Annotated in this window: 20 protein-coding genes; 9 read left to right on the top strand and 11 right to left on the bottom strand. The window is 51.2% G+C overall.

From position 1 onward, the window contains the following. The first annotated feature begins 87 nt into the window (after positions 1–87). The 5 genes from BD_RS12960 to BD_RS12940 all read left to right on the top strand — a co-directional run bounded on the left by BD_RS12960 (position 88) and on the right by BD_RS12940 (position 6,693). Positions 88–1,518 (top strand): S8/S53 family peptidase, encoded by a 1,431-nt coding sequence (locus BD_RS12960; RefSeq protein WP_231839176.1) that lies wholly within the window; start codon positions 88–90, stop codon positions 1,516–1,518. 312 nt (positions 1,519–1,830) lie between these two features. Further along, positions 1,831–3,909: a methyl-accepting chemotaxis protein gene (locus tag BD_RS12955; protein ID WP_038450068.1), complete on the top strand. Its 2,079-nt coding sequence runs from the start codon at positions 1,831–1,833 to the stop codon at positions 3,907–3,909. A 2-nt stretch (positions 3,910–3,911) separates the two neighbouring features. Then, positions 3,912–4,736 (top strand): CheR family methyltransferase, encoded by an 825-nt coding sequence (locus BD_RS12950; RefSeq protein WP_011165215.1) that lies wholly within the window; start codon positions 3,912–3,914, stop codon positions 4,734–4,736. A gap of 1 nt (position 4,737) precedes the next feature. Then, complete coding sequence (locus BD_RS12945) at positions 4,738–5,208, top strand: chemotaxis protein CheD (RefSeq protein WP_011165214.1); 471 nt, start codon at positions 4,738–4,740, stop codon at positions 5,206–5,208. A 9-nt stretch (positions 5,209–5,217) separates the two neighbouring features. Continuing rightward, the gene (locus BD_RS12940; protein ID WP_011165213.1) at positions 5,218–6,693 is read left to right on the top strand and encodes a chemotaxis protein CheW; all 1,476 of its coding nucleotides are present in this window, start codon (positions 5,218–5,220) and stop codon (positions 6,691–6,693) included. Between the two features lie 40 nt (positions 6,694–6,733). Here BD_RS12940 and BD_RS12935 read toward each other — a convergent pair whose 3' ends face one another. From BD_RS12935 to BD_RS12900, 8 genes are all read right to left on the bottom strand, one after another. Further along, positions 6,734–7,024: a hypothetical protein gene (locus BD_RS12935; protein ID WP_011165212.1), complete on the bottom strand. Its 291-nt coding sequence runs from the start codon at positions 7,022–7,024 to the stop codon at positions 6,734–6,736. 65 nt (positions 7,025–7,089) lie between these two features. Beyond that, positions 7,090–8,460 (bottom strand): cytochrome c biogenesis protein ResB, encoded by a 1,371-nt coding sequence (locus BD_RS12930; RefSeq protein WP_011165211.1) that lies wholly within the window; start codon positions 8,458–8,460, stop codon positions 7,090–7,092. Positions 8,461–8,466: 6 nt separating this feature from the next. Beyond that, positions 8,467–9,846 (bottom strand): ammonia-forming cytochrome c nitrite reductase subunit c552, encoded by a 1,380-nt coding sequence (locus BD_RS12925; RefSeq protein ID WP_011165210.1) that lies wholly within the window; start codon positions 9,844–9,846, stop codon positions 8,467–8,469. Between the two features lie 9 nt (positions 9,847–9,855). Further along, positions 9,856–10,311, bottom strand: coding sequence for a cytochrome c nitrite reductase small subunit (nrfH, locus tag BD_RS12920; RefSeq protein WP_011165209.1), 456 nt, complete (start codon positions 10,309–10,311; stop codon positions 9,856–9,858). A 145-nt stretch (positions 10,312–10,456) separates the two neighbouring features. Beyond that, the gene (locus BD_RS12915; protein ID WP_011165208.1) at positions 10,457–10,765 is read right to left on the bottom strand and encodes a hypothetical protein; all 309 of its coding nucleotides are present in this window, start codon (positions 10,763–10,765) and stop codon (positions 10,457–10,459) included. Positions 10,766–10,928: 163 nt separating this feature from the next. Further along, on the bottom strand, positions 10,929–11,861 hold the full coding sequence (locus BD_RS12910) for a DUF346 domain-containing protein (RefSeq protein WP_011165207.1): 933 nt from the start codon (positions 11,859–11,861) through the stop codon (positions 10,929–10,931). A gap of 92 nt (positions 11,862–11,953) precedes the next feature. After that, positions 11,954–12,646: an RluA family pseudouridine synthase gene (locus BD_RS12905; protein ID WP_011165206.1), complete on the bottom strand. Its 693-nt coding sequence runs from the start codon at positions 12,644–12,646 to the stop codon at positions 11,954–11,956. Positions 12,647–12,724: 78 nt separating this feature from the next. Next, positions 12,725–13,297: a hypothetical protein gene (locus tag BD_RS12900; RefSeq protein ID WP_011165205.1), complete on the bottom strand. Its 573-nt coding sequence runs from the start codon at positions 13,295–13,297 to the stop codon at positions 12,725–12,727. 184 nt (positions 13,298–13,481) lie between these two features. Here BD_RS12900 and BD_RS12895 point away from each other — a divergent pair, with 184 nt between their 5' ends. Beyond that, on the top strand, positions 13,482–13,697 hold the full coding sequence (locus tag BD_RS12895) for a hypothetical protein (RefSeq protein ID WP_226987815.1): 216 nt from the start codon (positions 13,482–13,484) through the stop codon (positions 13,695–13,697). Between the two features lie 16 nt (positions 13,698–13,713). On the opposite strand, the gene BD_RS12890 is transcribed toward BD_RS12895, so the two are convergent. Then, entirely contained in the window at positions 13,714–14,652 is a 939-nt protein-coding gene (locus BD_RS12890) for a glycerophosphodiester phosphodiesterase family protein (protein ID WP_011165203.1), read from the bottom strand. A 146-nt stretch (positions 14,653–14,798) separates the two neighbouring features. Between BD_RS12890 and BD_RS12885 the strand changes: the two genes are divergently transcribed. Then, positions 14,799–15,701 carry a mechanosensitive ion channel family protein gene (locus tag BD_RS12885; protein ID WP_050792945.1) on the top strand — a complete coding sequence of 301 codons (903 nt, stop codon included), beginning with the start codon at positions 14,799–14,801 and terminating at the stop codon, positions 15,699–15,701. A gap of 5 nt (positions 15,702–15,706) precedes the next feature. On the opposite strand, the gene BD_RS12880 is transcribed toward BD_RS12885, so the two are convergent. Further along, the gene (locus tag BD_RS12880; RefSeq protein ID WP_011165201.1) at positions 15,707–16,408 is read right to left on the bottom strand and encodes a class I SAM-dependent methyltransferase; all 702 of its coding nucleotides are present in this window, start codon (positions 16,406–16,408) and stop codon (positions 15,707–15,709) included. A gap of 68 nt (positions 16,409–16,476) precedes the next feature. Between BD_RS12880 and BD_RS12875 the strand changes: the two genes are divergently transcribed. Further along, on the top strand, positions 16,477–16,965 hold the full coding sequence (locus BD_RS12875) for a hypothetical protein (RefSeq protein ID WP_011165200.1): 489 nt from the start codon (positions 16,477–16,479) through the stop codon (positions 16,963–16,965). Positions 16,966–16,971: 6 nt separating this feature from the next. On the opposite strand, the gene BD_RS12870 is transcribed toward BD_RS12875, so the two are convergent. Continuing rightward, complete coding sequence (locus tag BD_RS12870; protein WP_011165199.1) at positions 16,972–17,970, bottom strand: zinc-binding dehydrogenase; 999 nt, start codon at positions 17,968–17,970, stop codon at positions 16,972–16,974. Between the two features lie 209 nt (positions 17,971–18,179). On the opposite strand from BD_RS12870, the gene BD_RS12865 reads away from it, so the two are divergent. Further along, positions 18,180–18,587 carry a DoxX family protein gene (locus tag BD_RS12865; protein WP_226987814.1) on the top strand — a complete coding sequence of 136 codons (408 nt, stop codon included), beginning with the start codon at positions 18,180–18,182 and terminating at the stop codon, positions 18,585–18,587. Positions 18,588–18,620 lie beyond the last annotated feature (33 nt).

The raw sequence follows: 18,620 nt of genomic DNA, 5'->3' as shown, positions 1-18,620 counted from the left end.
GCTAGACAGCTTCTGAGTCTGGGCTTTGTTGTGTTGGCTCTGGGTGGGCATGCCCAGTGCATTCTTAAGGCCCATAGGGGGCTTTCCATGAAAAATAAAAAATCCCGCATTCTGGCTTGTCTTTTGGTGCTTTTAAACACCCTTCGGGCCGGCGCTTTTGTGGAGTTGGAAAAACGCCACCCGGTGGAAGTGGAAGACGGCCGTTTGACGCCTTTCTGGGCGCAGGAATACATCGGAGCCGATCTGGTGAAAGAAGAAATGCGGCAGATGCCGAATCTGCCGCGTGTTCCTGTGGCCGTCTACGATGTGGGGTTTGAAAAAGAGCATATCAATCTGGCCTTTGATATCCCGGTGGATCGCGCCATGAACGGGAATCGCCCAATGAAGGGGCATCACGGGACCAGCGTGGCCTCTTTAATCAACGGCCAGGGCATGGTCTCTGTTTCAGAAGTTGTGAACTATGTGCAATTGAAGAGAGTTTCTCCGGCGGTGTTTTATTTTGGCGCGGTCAGAGAGCTCAAGGATCTTCCGGTCAAACCGCAGGTGATTTCCAATTCCATGGGCTGGACCTCCGAATCCGTGCTGGAGCTGGCCACCGAAGTGGATCAGATGGGCATCATTTGGGTCATGGCTGCGGGGAATGATCACCCGAATGAAATTGCCGCGCACGAAAGAGCTGCTCCGGTGATCAGCGTGGGTTCTTATTCACCTCGGGGTTTACAGACGTTGTCTTCCCAGGAGTCTGAACAGCTGGACATTCTGGCACCGGCTGATGAATACCAGGCGGCGATCGATGGCCACGGGCAGGAGGTTCTGTTTGGTGAAACCAGCGGGGCGACACCTTTGGTTTCCGGCTCTATCGCCAATGCCAAGGCCTTGATTCCGTCCCTGTCCCGGGCTCAGATTGAAAGCCTGATCGAAAGAACCGCGATTCGTTCTTTCCACAGTCTGTATTCCGAGAAAAACAAAGCCGGCCTTTTCAATGCCTATCGATTCTTTAAGGTTGTGCAGCGCCTGCATTCGGTGTGTGGCACCAGTGCTTCCTGTGTTCAGGCCCAGATGGACAAGCGTCAAAACTATCTGTTTGACTCTTCCGCTTTAAGCCCCCGTATCCAGTCAGTGTGCAAATCCAGAAACAGTCTGTCCAAGGAAGAAATGAAATCCCTGCGTGCGCAGTATCTGCTGAATGCAGAACAAACCCGGTATGCGCGGTTGCTGGCCTGTGTGTATCGCAACGAAGGTTACAGCATCAATGCCGACTATTATGAAAACATCGCCCTGATTCATGAAAATCCCCAGGCGCTGCAAAACAAAGTTCAGACCCAGGCCGTTCAGGCGGTTTTGCAGGGTTATACAGCCAGTGCGGCTTTGCGGGATCTGCAGATTCTGAATGACTCCTTCCGCGAGGCCCTGCTGAAGGTTCTTTCCGGTGAAACGGGGATGGAAGAATACCAGGGCCGGGATTTGTTGAAGGCGTATGAGGAAACAGGTCGAGTCGTGCTGCCGGCGGCGCTTTAAAGTCTCAAAAAATAACAGTAAAAAACCGGTAAACAAAATATTTTCGAACGAAAAAAAGTACCCCGTCCGTGTGAGTTTATGCTCGGGTTCCGGGGGATTTATTACAGCCCGGCAAGACTAAGCCTGTTTTCTGAAATTTCTAGGAACTTAAAGCCCATAAAATGTTTATTAGTTTGTTTGATTGCTGGTTTCTAATTTTCTCGCCATTGGGCGGAAAGATTAAGATTCAGACAAAACAAAATGTTCCTCTCTTCCTGGTCAGGGATCCTACCGAACAGTTGTAGGTCGACTATTTGTAAGGAGAGACCTTCGATGAGTACCGCACGTAAAATTGTTGAACAAAGTCCCCAGCTTGATGAACTCAACAGCCTTCGCGAAGAAATCAAGGCTCTGCACCGCGTGCAGGCGGTGATTGAATTCAACCTCGATGGGACAATCATCACAGCCAACGAAAACTTTCTGAAGACCTCGGGATACTCCTTGGACGAAATCCAGAATCATCACCATTCCATGTTCTGTGAACCTGAGTATGGCATGAGCACCGAATACAAAAAATTCTGGCAGACTTTGGCCAAAGGTGAATTTGTGGCCGGCGAATTCAAACGCATCGCCAAAGGCGGCAAAGAAATCTGGATCAATGCTTCTTACAATCCGATTTTTGATAATGAAGGCAATCCGTGCAAAGTGGTGAAGTTCGCCACAGACATCACTGCGGTGAAAGCCAGAACATCCGAGTACGAAGGCAAGGTGACGGCGATCAGCCGCGCTCAGGCCGTGATTGAATTTAATCTGGACGGAACCATCCTCAACGCCAATGATAATTTCCTGGCAACCGTCGGATACGGGCTGGGTGATATCCAGGGCCAGCATCATCGCATGTTCTGTGACCCCGTTTATGCCAGTTCTGCAGAATACAAAATGTTCTGGGAAAAGCTGGCACGGGGCGAGTTTGAAGCGGGTGAATTCAAACGCTTTGCCAAGGGCGGTCGCGAAGTGTGGATCAATGCCTCTTACAACCCGATCTTCAATGCCGATGGCAAGCCCTTCAAAGTGGTGAAGTTCGCCACAGACATCACAGCCGCAAAAATGAGAGCTGCGGAAGATGCCGGAAAAATCTCGGCCATCGGCAAAGCCCAGGCCGTGATTGAATTTAACATGGATGGCACGATCATCACCGCCAATGAAAACTTCCTGAAAACCGTCGGTTATGGTCTGTCTGAAATCCAGGGCAAACATCATCGCATGTTCTGTAACAGCGAATACACGGCGGGGCCCGACTATGCGAACTTCTGGGCCAGACTGAATCGGGGAGAGTTCGACTCCGGTCGTTACCTGCGCGTGGGTGCCGGTGGCAAATCCATCTGGATCCAGGCCACTTACAATCCGATCATGGATATGAATGGCAAACCTTATAAGGTTGTGAAATTTGCCAGTGACATCACCCAGCAGGTAGAGCTGGAACAAGCCGTGAAAAGAAAAGCCGAAGAAGACCAAATGAAAGTCGATGCTTTGTTGCTGACGGTGAATAAAGCCGCGGCGGGGGACCTGACTTCGCCGATCACAGTTTCAGGTGCGGATGCCATCGGCCAGCTGGCGGACGGTATTCAGAAAATGATGGTGGACCTGCGTGGGGTGATCTCCATGGTTGTGTCCTCTGCCAATAACTTTGGCACGTCCTCCAAGTCCATCGCGGAGCAGTCCACGTCTGTGGCCGCCGGGGCCCAGAGCCTGGGGGCGACGGTCGAAGAAATGAACGCTTCCATTGAAGAGTTCACCGCTTCCATCGCGTCGATTGCAGATAATACGAAACAGGCCAATGAACTGGCCAAAATCACTCAGAAAGAAGCTGAACAGGGCAGTCAGGCCATCTCCAAATCCATCGAAGCAATGGAGCTGATCAACAAGTCCTCGGAAGACATCAGCGAGATCATCAAGGTGATCAGCGAGATCGCCAGCCAGACCAATCTTCTGGCCTTCAATGCCGCGATCGAGGCTGCTCGTGCCGGTGAACACGGACTGGGCTTCTCGGTGGTTGCGGATGAAGTTCGTAAGCTGGCGGAAAGATCTTCCCAGGCGACGAAAGAAATTTCCAAGTTGATCAATGAATCCACCAAACGCGTGGAACAGGGCAGTTCTATTTCCAAGCAGGCAGGTGAAGCCTTCAGTAAAATCGTGGCGGGTATCGAAAAGACCACCCAGTCCATTTCGGAAGTCACACTGGCAGCAGAAGAGCAGTCCGAAGCCGCCAAAGGTGTCAGCGCCTCAATCCAGCATATTGCCGCTGAATCCGAAAAATCAGCGCAGTCGTCCGAGACGATTGCCAACAACACCGGCATCCTGGTGAAGGAAGCCGATGACCTGAACAGAACAGTGTCCAGATTTGTGGTGTAAACGTGGCAGAAGCAGCGAAGAAACTCGAAGGAGCCGCCCTGACAAGGCTGCTTACTTTGGTAAAGACACACACCGGAATCACGATGGAAGAGCGCAAGCGTGATATGCTCACAGCTCGTATCAAACCGCGTCTGCGTCTTCTGGGGCTTGAATCCCTGGAAGACTATATTGACCAGCTTGAACAGGGCAAGGTCGAGATTCAGGATTTTGTGAATCTGGTCACCACCAATGAGACCCACTTCTTCCGCACGCAGACCGTGTGGGACTATTTCCAGAACGAATACCTGCCCGAGTGGTATAAAAAGAACCCGGATACAATTCTAAGAATCTGGTCTGCCGCATCTTCCACCGGGGAAGAGGCTCATTCCCTGGGAATGGTTTGCGAAGAGTTCCGTTTTAAACATCCCTCTTTTAAATACAAAATCATGGGTTCGGATATTGACACCAACGTTCTGGCGAAAGCCCGTTCAGGAGTCTTTAAAGACCGGACTTTGGATGAACTGAAAAAACGGAATCCGGTGTTTGTCGAAAAGTACTTCCGCGAACAGGCGGATGGAACTTTCCGCATCAGTCCGGTGATCAGCGCCAATCTGGAGTTTTTCCAGCACAATCTGCACAAGGCGGCCCCGAAGGGGCTGTTGTTTGATATCGTCTTTTTACGCAATGTTTTGATTTACTTCAATGATCAGGATCAGGAACTGGTGCTTTCAAACATGCACCGTTCATTGAAGCCTGAAGGCATGCTGATTCTGGGGGAATCCGAGTCTTTGGCCCGCCACAAGACTCAATTCATTTTCAAAAAACCTCTGATCTATATGAAGGGCTGATATGTTGCCGGTCGAACACCACGTCAGAATTGGTCAGATCCTGATCGCTGAAAATGGCGAGGTGCTTAAGACTGTTCTGGGTTCTTGTGTCGGCATTGCTCTGGTGTGGAGACGGCAAAACAAATGGGCTTTGGCTCATTGTCTGCTGCCGTACCCGGAAACCTTCAAAGAGGACAAAGAGGCCCGCTACGTCAGTCAGACCATTCCCCGCATGCTGGAAAGAATGGGCGCGACCATGGCCGATGTGTCAGAGCTGGAGGCCATTGTGGCCGGAGGCGGACGCATGATGGACGGGGATAAGAATTATATCAAGTTTGTCGTCGGTGATGAGAATCTGAAGGCGGCAAAAGCAGTGCTGGAAAAACACCGCATCCGCATTGTGGCTTTTGAGCCCGGCGGGGAACAGGGAACCAAGATGAGGATCGCCGGGGACGGTGACTACTCCATCGAAAAACTTCCCAAGACGGCCTAGGAAGGAACTATGAAAAATTCTTCTCATATGCAGATGTTTGCTTCTTTCCGACTGGGTCCGGCGGAGCTGGCCATTTCGATTTCATCTTTGCAGGAAGTGGTCAACTATCCCGAAAAAATCACTCTGGTGCCGCTGGCACCGGATTATCTGACCGGGCTGTTCAATTTGCGTGGCACGGTCACTCCGATAGTGGATATGGGTCGCCTGCTGGATGTTGAAACTTCAAACTCTGGCAGCGTCAAAAAAGTGGCGATCGTGCATGTCAATAACGTGCGCATCGGTTTGCTTTTTGACTCCACGTCAGAAATTCTGAATGTTCAGACAGGGGACATCTCGCGGTTCGACAATCATTTAGAGGGACGCAAGTCGGTCATCCGCAGCGTGCTGAAGCTCAATGGCGGGGATCGCATCGTTGAAGTGCTGGATCCGGAAGCGCTGGTGAAAATTGAAAACATCCCGCAGATTCTGGAACAAAGCCGCAGCACCGCGACGGAACTGACCCGCAAGTCCTCCAAACGGGACCAGTGCATCACGGTTCGCTCAGGGGCTTTGGAGTTCGGACTGAGCATCTCGGGCATTCGCGAGATCATTCGTGTTCCTGAAATCAAACGCAGCGTCTTGGCCGTGGACTATTGTATCGGCATGGTGAACCTGCGTGGCACGATCATTCCTATTCTGGACTTCCGCATGTTCCTGAAAATTGAAGGCGATGAGTGCAGGGACCTGGAGTCCCGTCGTATTGTTATTTTGAAGCTGCAAAAGGTTCAGGTCGGATTCCTGGTCGACAGCGTTGACAGCATTGTGACCTTCTTTGAAGAGGAAGTTCTGCCTATTCCGATGTTTGCCCAGGAAAAAGTGGAAATGATGCGGGGCTTGTTAGCACAGGATAACAAGGCCAACGTTGTTCTGCTGAATGAAAGTAAAATTTTGTCAGATCAGGAAATTCTCGCCATCACCCGCGGTCATGATTCACTTTACGGGAATCGGGAAAAAGAGGCCGAAGCCGCCAAGGCGAAGACGGAAAGAAAACCTTACATCTCTTTCCGTCTGGATTTTCTGTTGTCGACACGCTTAAGCTCCATTGACGAGATCGCCAAAGTCGAGGGGGAATTGATGCGGCCCCCGGGTTATCCGGAGTATGTCGTGGGCATGATGAAGATGCGCGGGGACGTCGTGACGATTGTTGATTTGCGCGCCTTCTATGGCATGAAACCGGCGGCAGATCCTTTGAATTCGAGGATCCTGATCGTCAAAGGTCAGCAAAGCAAGTTCGGGTTGCTGGTGGATTCCGTGGAGTCCATTGACACCGTGGATGAAGCCAATAAAGCCCGTATTCCGACCATCCTGGCTCCGGAGGCCACCAAAACCCTGCAAGGACATATGAAAGAGATTGTCGAAGTCACAGACCTTGCCGGAGTGAAGAAGACATTCATGATTCTGGATGTTCCAGAGCTGATGAACCGTCTGGATGTCCGTGCGGCCTGAATAGTCCAGGCAGGCCCACCGCCTGCCTGGGGATAAATCCTTAATTTCGACAGACGTGCCCGTGATAGACGTTGTTTCCAGTATAACATTTGCACGGCTGACCAAAGCGATCTGTGTAACCCATGTCGCAATAGTTGCCGCGATTCATGCAGCAGTAACGGGATGTAGACCCGCCGCCACCTTGCAGCTCAGTCTCTGCTGGCATCTCGGCGGTGGACATCTCAACCAGCGATTCGATTTCAACCGGCAAAGACACCAGGGTCTGCTCTTCAGCGTGCGCAAAGCCTGAAAGGCCCAGAACCATCATCAATACCATAACCAGATTTTTCATATGAATCCTCCTTGAGCTGTTTATTGTGTATGAAACACTCGCGGCGGCAATATGTATTCAGTCACTTAGTTGGTGGAACGTGGACGAACATGCGGACGATAGCGGAAGTAAAACAACAGAAGAATTCCCACACACATCACCAGTGAACCCAGGTACTTCCAGACGCGGCCCGGATCACGATTCACCGAAAGGATCGAAGCGGTGACGCCGCCATTTGGGGACTCTTCAAAGCTGGCTTGATAAATATAGTAACCCTGATGCTTCAATGGTTCATTCATCGAGATGGTCGCGCGCTGATCGGCGAATTGCACTTCGCTTTCATAGGCCATGGCCCGCATGGTGCCGGGATAGTCTGTTTTTTTGAAATTTCTTAAGGCGATATCAAAACCCAAAGGGATTTTCTTGTTGTGATAGGCGATCAGATAAACCCAGTCATCGGTAAAGACTTTGATGTAATCATTCAGCACCAGAAAACTTTCCTGTCCGTTATAGCGGACTTTCAGGGACGCGCGGGTGGCCGGTGTAGGGCGGTCCATAGAGCGGACTTCGTACTTTTGCACCGCTTTGATCAGGAATTGCAGGGTGCGAAGCTCCAGTCCCATCCACGCGGTCTGTATGCGATCGCCCTCTGCCAGGGTGCCTTTTTTGTAGGGATTCTGGCTGTTTTTGCTGTAAAGGGCATAGCTTAGCTGCTGGTCTTCATTCTGGTAAAGGCGGATTTCGTTGATCTCAGGACGGCGTTCCCACAGGCCTCCCATGGTCAGCAGCACGGGGCCGATTTGTTTTTCGGCGCGCTCAAAGGCGTTTCGCTGAATCAGCCAGTCGATTTCACTGACATTGGCATTGGCCAGCTGAAAGCGCACGGCCGAACCGCTTTGCGCCGCCGGAGATGCTTCGATGCGGGTTTGCGCCAGGCCATAAGGGATCGACTCCAGCAGTTCAAAATGCAGCCCTTTGGCTTTGATCAGAAAAGGTTCTTTGGCGGTGATGGGATTTTTTAGAAAGTTCACATCCTCGGAATAAACCTTGTCATAGCCGTCACCTGTGCGCGAGCGATAGACGGTCAGCTGCGTGTCCTGAAGCTGTACTTCGTTGACGGCTTCAGCGGTGCGGGTCAGGCGGATGATGCCATCCACACCATAGGTTTGAGTCAGCAGGGCGCCGAAGATGATCATGATGATGCCGACATGGGCAAAAATGAAAGCCGCATGACGCGGTTGCCACGGCCAGCGATCGGCGATCACCGCCACAAGGCTTGTGACCAACAACCCCAGAGCGCCGTACATCCAGACAGAGTTATACACCAGTTGTTTGGCGGTCCACGCATCAAAGCGGGCTTCAACGAAAGTGCCCACCGAGATCAGCAAAGCTAAACTGGCGATGATAACCACCGCCAGTTTCAGGGAAGCAAAAAAACGTAGGACCGATCGAAGCACGAGAAACTACTTTCCGGCCACTTTGCTGTTACGAAGGGTGGCTAGCAGCTTCTGGCCTTCCCGGACTTTTTCGATGGACAGGCCCAGAATGCGCGCAGACTCCTGCGGAGCATGGAAGCCGGACGAGTTCTCAGCTTCGACAAAGTCGAACAGGAACTGAGCTTCTTTTTGCAGGGCGCGGGCTTTTTTCAGGGTCTCCGACGGGTTCTTTTCGTCTTTAAATTCTTTCAGATCATTGATGTAGTCCACCAGCGCATCAAAGGCCACATCCCGCAAAGAGATATGACGATCCTGGATTGTTTCAACTCGGGCCTTCAGTTCCGCTTCCGGCACGTTGTGGCAGGTCTGGCAGGCTTTGTTGATATTCAAAAGCGGACTGCGCACCTGGTGGTCGGTGACTTTCATAGCGCCGACACGCTGATAAGGCATGTGACAGTCCACGCAAGCCACACCCGCACGTGCATGTGTGCCCTGATTAAACATTTCAAACTCGGGGTGCTGGGCTTTTAATACCTCGGCGCCGGTCAGGGCATGCACCCAGTCCTTGAATCCGTTTTCTTTGTAGTATTCCACGATCTGATCGGCCTTCAGACCCTTGGCCCAAGGATAAGTCAGGCGTTTTTCTTCACCTTTAAAGTAGTACTCGACGTGGCACTGGCCACAGACAAAGCTGCGCATTTCCTGACGGGAAGCCATTTTGTTCACATCGTATTCTTTGATGCCCTGCTGGGCTTTGACCAGCTTGATGCCCTCCATAAAGGCCGGGCGGGTCACTCGCAAAGCCATGGTGGAAGGATCATGGCAGTCGATGCAGGACACAGGGTGCTGAACGGAGTGCACGATGTCCTTGTAGGGGATTTTACCCATTTCTTCAAAGCCCTTGGTGATGTCACCGTCACCCAGTTTTTTATACAGCAGATAAGTGGACGCATGGCAGTTCAGGCAGGTGCCGGGCTGTTTCACCACATTCTGGCGTTCTGTGAAAATCTGATCGACCAGCATGTAAGCGTGACCGCGCTCTTCGCGGAAGTCTTTGGAGAAGGCATAGCCCGCCCACATGATTTTCAGGCGGGGATCCTCATCCAGCTTCTGGGCTGAAACCACGTCGCGGGGGTCTTTGTCCGTGGGGATATGGGGGAAGGCCTCAGATCCGCCGTACTTGGTGCGGGTCATGTCAGCGGTTTTCAGATAGGAATCATACTGGTGCGGGAAATTCTTACCCCAGACTGCCGGATCATCGATATCATCTGTGATTTCCACAACGCGATAGAAGGGATTTTTCTCTTCAGATTTTCTTTCAAAGATGTTCACCAGCAGGGCTGTGACCAGCACCGTGACGATGGCGGCGCCGCCGACGGCCAGAAACATCCATTTGTTCTTGTTCATACCAGACTCCTATCGAACGTGTCCCACACCGCGGTGGCAGTGCAGACAGTTGGCTTCCTCGTTGTGATTTTTATCGGTGCGATCCATGGCCTGAACCATGGGCTGATGGCAGTTCAGGCAGGAACTTTTCACCACCTTCAGGCTGTGTTCTTTGATCAGAATGGGCTCATGAAAGTTCTGCAGGGTGAAGGCGACGGAATGGTTCCAGCCATTCAGGGCTTTCACAGCGTATTTGCCAACAATGTTGTGGGGCAGGTGACAGTCATTGCACTTGGCGACGTGGTGATGGGCGGACTTCTGCCAGGAATCCATGTTTTCACGCATGATATGACAGTTCACACAGGCCTTGGGATCGTCAGACATGTACGAATAACCCTTGGCATAAATGAAGGAGTAGCAGCCCAAGCCGATGACAACACCGAAAAGAACCAATATGAGCAGGTTGAGTTTGCTAAAGTTGGACATAAACGGATTATCAATTACTTTTCAATAGTTGGGTAGGTTTATTCCGACACTGGGCTCTTCAATCCAACCCGGGTTGAAAGCAAAAAAAAAGCCGACCCCACAGGTGGAGTCGGCAGATTTTTAACAGAACTATGACGGCGGTTATTTACTTCGCGCTGATTTCAACAAGGGCACAAGCCGGAGCCTGCACGACAACTTCATATTGAGTTGTCCAAGTGTCACCTTCGTCGTTGGCGCCAGTAATTTCCACTGTCACGGCAGACTGACGGTTGTCAATTTTTGTGTAGCCGATGATGGAAGATTCAAATTCGTGGCCTTGGATGCCCGTGGCGTCACGCAGATAATCAGCTTCCGCGGCACCTTGTGCAAACTGAGCGCAGGGAAGTTTTTCAAGTTTAGCAGCCATCGCGGAAGTGGAAACGAGGGTCATCAGAACAAGAATCAATGATTTCATGGGAAACTCCGTGGTTTTTTAAGAGCCCTCTTTAGCACAGACAAATACGAATCACTATGGGGGCAGAGGGCCGGATAAAAATTATTCACGGGATTCTTCAATTGTGTGCTCCGTCAGATTCCGACGGAGCACTTGGTGTCAGTTTTTTGTGATGAATAGGTTGTTAAGGTGCAAAGGTCTTAAACCAGAGGGCCTGATCAGTTCCTTTCACGTAAATGATCAGATACCCCTGAGCCAATGCGGCAGCTCCGGGGCCGGAGGTTAAAATGCCTCCCAAGGACTCCCACGAGCTCCATTTGCTATCCCACCACAGGTGCCAAAGGGCGTTGTCAGTGCCGCGAACAAAAACATCCAATCTTCCTGCACCCCAAGAAGCCACATCGGGATCAGAGGTCAGAATGCCGCCCAGAGATTCCCAGCCGGACCAGCCACCCGCAAACCACTTGTGCCAGAGGGCGTTGTCAGTGCCACGGACAAAGACGTCAATTCTTCCGGCGGACCATGACGCCGCCGCAGGGTCGGAAGTCAGAATGCCACCCAAGGACTCCCATTCAGACCACGCGCCACTGGCGAACCACTTGTGCCAGAGGGCATTGTCGGTACCGCGAACAAAGACATCCACGCGGCCAAATTCCCATGAAGTCACCGCCGGCCCTGATGTCAGCACACCACCGATGCTGATCCATTCACTCCACTGAGATCCCCACCAGTAACGCGCCCACAGGGCGTTGTCGGTGCCCCGGGCAAAGACATAGATCTGTTCACCTTGGCAGGCCGCCGCAGGTGAAGACGTCAGCACGCCCCCTAAAGAAAACCATTCAGACCATTCGGCTCCGTTCCAGTAACGCGACCACAGCGCATTGTCGGTGCCTTTTACAAACACGATGTTGCGAAACCCTGAAAGGGAACAACTGGCTGGATCAGATGTGCCAATACCACCAATGGTGATCCAGTCCGACCACCCGGCGGGATTGAACTTTCCGGTCATACCGAACGAAGGATCATTTGTCGTGAGGGGCGAGTTGGGAACGTACCCTTGAGCCGAGAATGAAGACAATAACAACGTCGCAAAAAGTGAAATTATTTTGAAACGCATAACCACCTCCTTGTACGAATGTGTGGAGCTGATGGCTTCAAAATAGCACCGGGAATTTACGCTGCCAAACCAGTCAGGATCAGACTGGCCTTTTAATATTCGTAATCAATGAGCGTGCGGAAATAATTCGGGACAGGAGCCTTGATGGTGATGCGCTTTTTGCTGTGCGGGTGAGTGAACTCAAGACTGGCAGAATGCAGACGCAGTTCTTTGAGGTTCGTCGTGGGCTTTCCGTACTTGGGATCGCCGACGATGGGATGTCCTTCGCCAGCCAGATGCACGCGGATCTGGTTTTTCTTGCCGGTCAGCAGGTTGATTTTCAAAAGACTGAACTTCTCAGTTTCTTTCAGAACCTCATATTCGGTGATCGCCAGTTTCCCTTTGTCGGAATCCTTGCTGGAATGGACAACATAGTTTTCATCCTCTTCCAGATAACTGGTGATCGTGCCGCTTTTCTTTGGCATCTTGCCGTGAACAATCGCGTAGTATGTTTTGATCGTGGATTTCCAGTCGTCTTTCAGAAAGTGCTGAACCTGTTCGGTTTTTGCAAAGATCAAAACACCGGTGGTGGCTTGATCCAAACGATGCACAACATAGACACACTTGTTGGAGCGGGGGTTGCCCTTACGGACATACAGATTCAGCAGATTGTGAACGGTGTTGTCACGATCCCATTTCGCGGCCACCGTCAGAACCCCGGCCGCTTTGTTGCCGACGATGACATCCAGGTCTTCGTGAAGAATTTCAAAGCCGCGGGGCTGGTGTTTTTTGGGGATCTTTTTCATAGGAACCTGCTGTCTGTTGAGGGCTTGCTTTTAGCCTATTCCGACAGCAGGTGCCTAGTGGATTTTCTGGAAAATGTATTAATTGTCCTGGCTGACTTTGTCACCGGTGATATTGCAGTATTTGGGGGCGCGAACCGGAACTTCCAGTTCAATCGGGGTGTTACCCAAAGAAGTCACGGTGGCTTTTAGCAGCATAGATCCATTGGGATTGACGGACAATGACGCCGTCACCTGACCTTTCAGCTGACTGGAGATGGTGGTACGGTCAAAGATTCCATTTTCATTGGAGGTGCTTTCCCCCTTGGCAATGATCGTGGCTTGTACCGGGCCGCATGTGAACGACGTCGTCATAAGATCACCGTGAGGATTCGTGCACGCGGCCTTCGGACTGATGGCCAAGGTCATGCCAGTCAGTGTTTTATTGGCATCCGTTGCACGCCCTGTGACTTGAGAAAGGTCGTAGTTGCCATGACTTCCCCAGTAGCCGAAGTCTGCGTTCAGAGTGATGTAGGTGCCGTCAAAGCCGATGGCGCCGTCACGGTTGATGAAGAAGTTACGTTGTGTGAAAGAGGGGCTGTCCGTGCACTCCAGATTTAAGGCCATTGCTGAGTTACCAAGAAGAAGAGCGGCTGCAAAGAAAATTGATTTCATAGGATACCTCCAATTTGTTAAATGCAAGCTATTACGGAGGTTTTTATATGTAAAATACGATGTTCATTATACCAAACATAGGTAATTACCTATGTTTGAGCCGCGCCCGTCAGCAATGCTTTTTGCCACTAGTCCCGAGCCAGCACCTGAACTTATTTGATATGATGAAGGGTGCGAGGTGTCTATGGATGAAAAGAAAAACACCGAAGTGTCTCCAATTGCGGGTAATTTCAGCAAGGAAAAAAATCCCCTTATTGAGAACGGCGTGCAATTCAACCAAGGGGACATCGAGGATCATCAAAGCAAAGAGTATCTGGAAAGACGCTGGGACAAAAAAGACGGTGACAGGTCCGAAGTCATCGACAGCGAAGGTCATCGCAACCGTATTAATCACTATTGATTCTATTCTGCCGTCGTTATTCGCACAGTTCGTCGCGGATTTTCATGAACAGGTCCGCGCGATCCGTGATCACACCATCGGCCCCAGAGGCGATAACCCATTTTAATTCTTCCACCGTATTCGGCGTCCACGCCACCACACGAATGCCTTTTTGATGCAGGCCAAAGACCACTTCAGGTGTCAGTTGAGGCCAGCCGGTCGTGACCAGGCGGCTGCCCAGGTTGGTGGCGGCATCCAGGGCTCCGCGGGCATCCCATATCAAAGGCACCACTTCGATGTCCGGGGCTTTGGCTTTCAGATTCTTCAGCGTTTGATGATTGAAGGATTGCACAAAGAAGCGGTCCTGGCTCCAGCCACTCTGGCGGATTTCCTTGATAATGAGATCCAGATATTGATCCTCTGGTGGGAAGTATTGCACCTGATCCTTGAAGTATTTGATTTCAATATTCAGACGGGTGGGCTTTCCGGCGACCTTCGAGTCCTTGAAGGCATCAAAGACATCGCGCAACAGCGGTATTGGCTCTGTGCGGGCTTCAGAAAAGTGGCGCTCTCCACAGCGAATCTGTGCCACCTCGGTGGAACTCATGTTTCGAAGCGCGGCTTTTTCAAGGGACTTTCCGTGCAGGGAGCAGCGTTCGGCCTTGATATTTGGAATTGGATCATGGGCGGTCACGATTTGATCGTCGCCGGTGATCATCAGATCCAGCTCGGCGGTGTCAGCCCCGGCGTCATAGGCGGCTTTGAAAGAAGCAACGGTGTTGTTGGGATAACCATCAATACCCCGGTGGCCATGGACTTCCATGTTTTTGGCAATCAGGCACATCACGGCGTTTTTCCCCAAGGTGTCGCCGCTAAAGGGGCGGCGCTGAATGGGACCGGCAATTTGCGCAAAGATCGGCAGGCTGAAGGCAGAGATCAGAAGCAGGGTTATGCCGGGTGAAAAAATACGTCTCATAGAATAAAGATATCGGTCGAAACTGGACCTGAATCAACCGGACTTTGTGTAAAGTCTCATTTTGTGACAGTGATTTGTGACAAGATGGCAGCACAACTGTGGCGCGAAGGGTGCCCTCACCAGCGATCTTTCATAAAATGATGGCTATGGAAAATTCCGAATTGTACCAGCAGCTAAGACAGATCTGGCAAATGCTCAACGAGCCTCTTTTTCGGATTAAAGAGGCTGAAATATCAGTGGCCAGTGTGTTGATCTCCATTCTGTTGTTGGTGGGGGCCGTCTTTGGATCGCGTCTGATCAGCAGGATCGTGGTGAACCAGCTATCGCGACGGAGTGTGGACAGTGGGGTGCGGGACTCTATCGCGAAATTTGTGCGCTATGCGCTGGTTGTGATGGGGGTGTTGTTTGCCCTTGATAATATGGGTATTTCCATCAGTTCTTTGGCGGCGGTGGGGGCCGTTTTGATGGTGGGTATTGGTTTTGGCTTGCAGAATGTCACCCAGAACTTTATCGCCGGCATCATTCTGCTGATTGAACGTCCCATTAAATTGGGGGATATCATTCAGGTTGGGGACACTTCCGGAAAAGTCATTGATATCCGCGTTCGCTCTTCGATCATCCGAACCCGGGATGAAGTCACAATCATTGTTCCCAACTCCAAGTTCATAGCCGAAGAGGTGACAAATGAAAGTCTGGCCTCGGGCAGAATCCGTCAGCATATCAGGGTGGGGGTGGCCTATGGTTCGGATGTGGCCCTGGTAAAACAAGTGCTGATTGAAGCGGCTTTGCAGCACCCCGAAGTGGTGCAGGATCCCTTACCGAATGCTTTATTAAAGGATTTTGGTGAATCGGCATTGGTGTTTGACCTGCGTTTTTGGTGTCGCAATATCTGGAGGATCGAAACGATCACCAGCGACATCCGCACCACGATTGAAGCCCGCTTTCGCGAAAACAAGATCTTGGTGCCTTACCCAAGGATCGACGTGTCGCTGGTGAAAGCGGAGCAGTTCTCACAGCACGAAAGACGCGGCCGGGAGCTGGATCAATAAACAAACTAAGAACCGCGAATATTTCTGCCGAACCATCCACAAATCATCATGGCGCGGAAAAACTGAACAGGCTCTTTGATGCCGCTTTGACGAATCAGGCTCTCGGTTTCTTCCGGGGGCAGGACGGTCAGAACTTCTTTTAATTGTTTTGGCAAATTGGCCAGCGACTCAGGCGTGGCTCCCATCAGCGTTTGCACCGCCTCCCAGCCTTTCAGCATGGCGGGGAACTGGGGGGAATTCAGATCAAAGCTGATTTCCGCATTCACCAGGAAGCCGCCTTCTTTCAGGCGGTCCGTCATGTGCTGGAAATAGTTCAATCGCTCATTGCGGGGGACAAAGTGGCTTACCAAAAGGCTGACGACGGCCTCAAACTTTCTGTCTGTCGGTGCATCTTGCACATAACCGTGGATGAATTCGCAGCGATTTGCGTAACCCGCTTTTGTCATTCTTTCGCGGCATACATCCAGCATGTTGGCAGAGGGATCCACCCCCACAAACCGCCACTGTGGAAAGGCTTCCGCCAACGTCATGATCTCAGCCCCGGTGCCGACACCGACGCAGAGGATTTCTGATTCTTCAGGCAGGTCTTTTAAAATCAGCGTGGAAAGAAAGTGCATGCAGTCAGAAATGCGGCTTAGTTTGCTGTTGCGCTCGTCATAACGTTGGGCCGCTTCTTTGTTGAAAAAGTCTGTGGTGGGTTTGTTCATGACTCAACGGTATCCTTTTGGTAAATTTGAGGCAAGGATCTATCCTTAAGGCACTTTATTGAGGTGAAATGAAACAGCCCCTGAATGATCTTTATTGGATCGAGGACCTTTTGCCACCCGGCTACGAGTGTCTGCCGAAGCACGGCGGGCTTGCGTATTATCTGGATATGAAGCTGGTGCTGATTTTGGTAGAGCGCAAAGGTCTTTACGAACATAAAGGTGTCAGTTATCCCTTTGAGTTGTGGAATGGCTGCATCATTCCGGTGGAAAAGAAAAAACAAAGTGCCTTCTTTTTAAAGTATCTTTTTTTGGAAAATCATCCGGCCAACAAGGACTGGTTGTACATTCCGGCCCAGTCCGAGGATTTCGAAGACGAGGTGAAGCAGTTGATGCGCGAAATCAGCAAAGGCAATCCTTTGCTGGGGCTGCCTGTGAAATCAACCCTGTCTGAAAAGGTCGAAGGCACTTCCGCGAAGAAAACCCCGCGGAAAGCCAAAACAGACAAAAAGAAAGAAAACGCCTTTTTTCTTTCCATCGCCAAAAAATCCGGAAAGTAAAAAAAGTTACGGAATCAATGCCATGCGCGATTTGACTCGCCCGGCTTCCAGCTCGTGCAGCCAGTGATTCACTTCTTTCATCGGTGCTGTTTCAACCTGCGGTTTGATTTTACCTTCCGCGATCAGTTCGTAAAGCTCCTGCATTTCGACGTGAGTGCCCCAGAAGGACGCTTGCACTTTTGTTTCAAAGGTGATGGCCGTGGCCGTCGTCAGTGGCACTTGGGCGGATCCCAGGCCTATCAGCAAAATGGTGCCGCCGGGTTTTACGAAATTCTGGGCATCCTTGAAGGTCGATTCAAGACCGACAAAGTCCACCACCACATCAAAAGACAGCGGCGTCAAAGACGAGATCTGTTTGGAGTTTAAAACCTTTTGCACACCAAAAGATTTTGCGGTTTCCAGATTGGCGTCTTTTAAATCCACGGCGGTGACTTCCGCCCCCAGAGCCAGGGCGATTTGAACGCCGTTCATTCCCAGGCCACCCAAGCCGATCGCCAGCACTTTGGATCCCAGGCCCACGCCGCCCTTTGTTTTGATGGCATGATAAGGAGTTAGCACCGCATCCGTGGCGACGGCCGCGACTTCAGGGCTGATACCTTTGGGGACTTTGACGATGTTGCGGGCGGGGACCTTCAGGTATTCGGCATAAGCTCCGTCTTGTCCCAGACCGATAAAGGTTCTGCTGGGGTCGTTGCAAAGATTGTCATGACCAGTGCGGCAATAGTTGCAATGCCCGCATGGATTCGGTCCGTGAACAGCGTAAAGGTCGCCGGGATTAAAAGTGCCGAAGACTTCCGAGCCTTTTTCCACCACCTCGCCGCAGGCTTCATGGCCCATGGTGAAGCTTTCTTTGTAAGGCACCTCACCGTGCAAGACGTGCAGGTCCGAATGACAAATGCCGGCAGCGCGAATTTTCAGAATCACATCCAGTGGGCCGGGTGTGGGTTTGGGAACTTCGACCAATGAAAGTTCTTTTTTTCCAGGGACATATCTTGCGGCAAACATAATAGCTCCTCTGATGATGGTTACCACGCCATGGTCTCATTGATCGACGGTTCAGGTAAATAGGCATCGAAGGAAGTCACTGCGCAGAAAATAGGAAAAAGTTTAGGGTGCCTTCCTAAGTATGACAAAATGCAGATTTTATAAGTGCCTCTTGATGCTCTTCTCAGTTACGCTTTGTCTTGCGAGGTTTGTACATGAACAGTGGCAAGATGAAGTTAGCATTGCGAATTCTGATGGGGTTATTTTTGGTCTACGCGGGACTGGGGCATCTGACCTGGCTGCGCACCGAGTTTTTGGCACAAGTTCCAAAGTGGCAGCCTTTTGATCCTGACTTCGTGGTTGTGGCATCCGGTGTTGTCGAGATTTTGCTGGGACTTGGTTTTCTTTTGCTGACACGCTACAAAGCACAGGTCGGCGTGGCCGGGGCTTTGTTCTTTATTGCGATCTTCCCAGGAAACATCAATCAGTACGTTTATCAGATCGATGCCTTCGGTCTGAACACGGACACCGCCAGGCTGATTCGGTTGTTCTTTCAGCCGGTTCTGGTGGTCTGGGCGCTTTGGTGCACCGGAGGCTGGGACTATCTGAAGGCGCAATGGCGTCGTCGAGTGACGTAGAACGGCGTTTTATTAAGTTTAAATGGAATAAAT

The organism is Bdellovibrio bacteriovorus HD100 (assembly GCF_000196175.1).
GTDB classification, from domain to species: domain Bacteria; phylum Bdellovibrionota; class Bdellovibrionia; order Bdellovibrionales; family Bdellovibrionaceae; genus Bdellovibrio; species Bdellovibrio bacteriovorus.
This window is presented reverse-complemented; position numbering and strand designations above follow the sequence as displayed.

Coding starts and splice junctions, on each gene's coding strand:
- BD_RS12960 (WP_231839176.1), top strand. CDS start 88: ATGAAAAATAAAAAATCCCGCATTCTGGCTTGTCTTTTGGTGCTTTTA.
- BD_RS12955 (WP_038450068.1), top strand. CDS start 1,831: ATGAGTACCGCACGTAAAATTGTTGAACAAAGTCCCCAGCTTGATGAA.
- BD_RS12945 (WP_011165214.1), top strand. CDS start 4,738: ATGTTGCCGGTCGAACACCACGTCAGAATTGGTCAGATCCTGATCGCT.
- BD_RS12940 (WP_011165213.1), top strand. CDS start 5,218: ATGAAAAATTCTTCTCATATGCAGATGTTTGCTTCTTTCCGACTGGGT.
- BD_RS12935 (WP_011165212.1), bottom strand. CDS start 7,024: ATGAAAAATCTGGTTATGGTATTGATGATGGTTCTGGGCCTTTCAGGC.
- BD_RS12925 (WP_011165210.1), bottom strand. CDS start 9,846: ATGAACAAGAACAAATGGATGTTTCTGGCCGTCGGCGGCGCCGCCATC.
- nrfH (WP_011165209.1), bottom strand. CDS start 10,311: ATGTCCAACTTTAGCAAACTCAACCTGCTCATATTGGTTCTTTTCGGT.
- BD_RS12915 (WP_011165208.1), bottom strand. CDS start 10,765: ATGAAATCATTGATTCTTGTTCTGATGACCCTCGTTTCCACTTCCGCG.
- BD_RS12910 (WP_011165207.1), bottom strand. CDS start 11,861: ATGCGTTTCAAAATAATTTCACTTTTTGCGACGTTGTTATTGTCTTCA.
- BD_RS12905 (WP_011165206.1), bottom strand. CDS start 12,646: ATGAAAAAGATCCCCAAAAAACACCAGCCCCGCGGCTTTGAAATTCTT.
- BD_RS12900 (WP_011165205.1), bottom strand. CDS start 13,297: ATGAAATCAATTTTCTTTGCAGCCGCTCTTCTTCTTGGTAACTCAGCA.
- BD_RS12895 (WP_226987815.1), top strand. CDS start 13,482: ATGGATGAAAAGAAAAACACCGAAGTGTCTCCAATTGCGGGTAATTTC.
- BD_RS12890 (WP_011165203.1), bottom strand. CDS start 14,652: ATGAGACGTATTTTTTCACCCGGCATAACCCTGCTTCTGATCTCTGCC.
- BD_RS12885 (WP_050792945.1), top strand. CDS start 14,799: ATGGAAAATTCCGAATTGTACCAGCAGCTAAGACAGATCTGGCAAATG.
- BD_RS12880 (WP_011165201.1), bottom strand. CDS start 16,408: ATGAACAAACCCACCACAGACTTTTTCAACAAAGAAGCGGCCCAACGT.
- BD_RS12875 (WP_011165200.1), top strand. CDS start 16,477: ATGAAACAGCCCCTGAATGATCTTTATTGGATCGAGGACCTTTTGCCA.
- BD_RS12870 (WP_011165199.1), bottom strand. CDS start 17,970: ATGTTTGCCGCAAGATATGTCCCTGGAAAAAAAGAACTTTCATTGGTC.
- BD_RS12865 (WP_226987814.1), top strand. CDS start 18,180: ATGAAGTTAGCATTGCGAATTCTGATGGGGTTATTTTTGGTCTACGCG.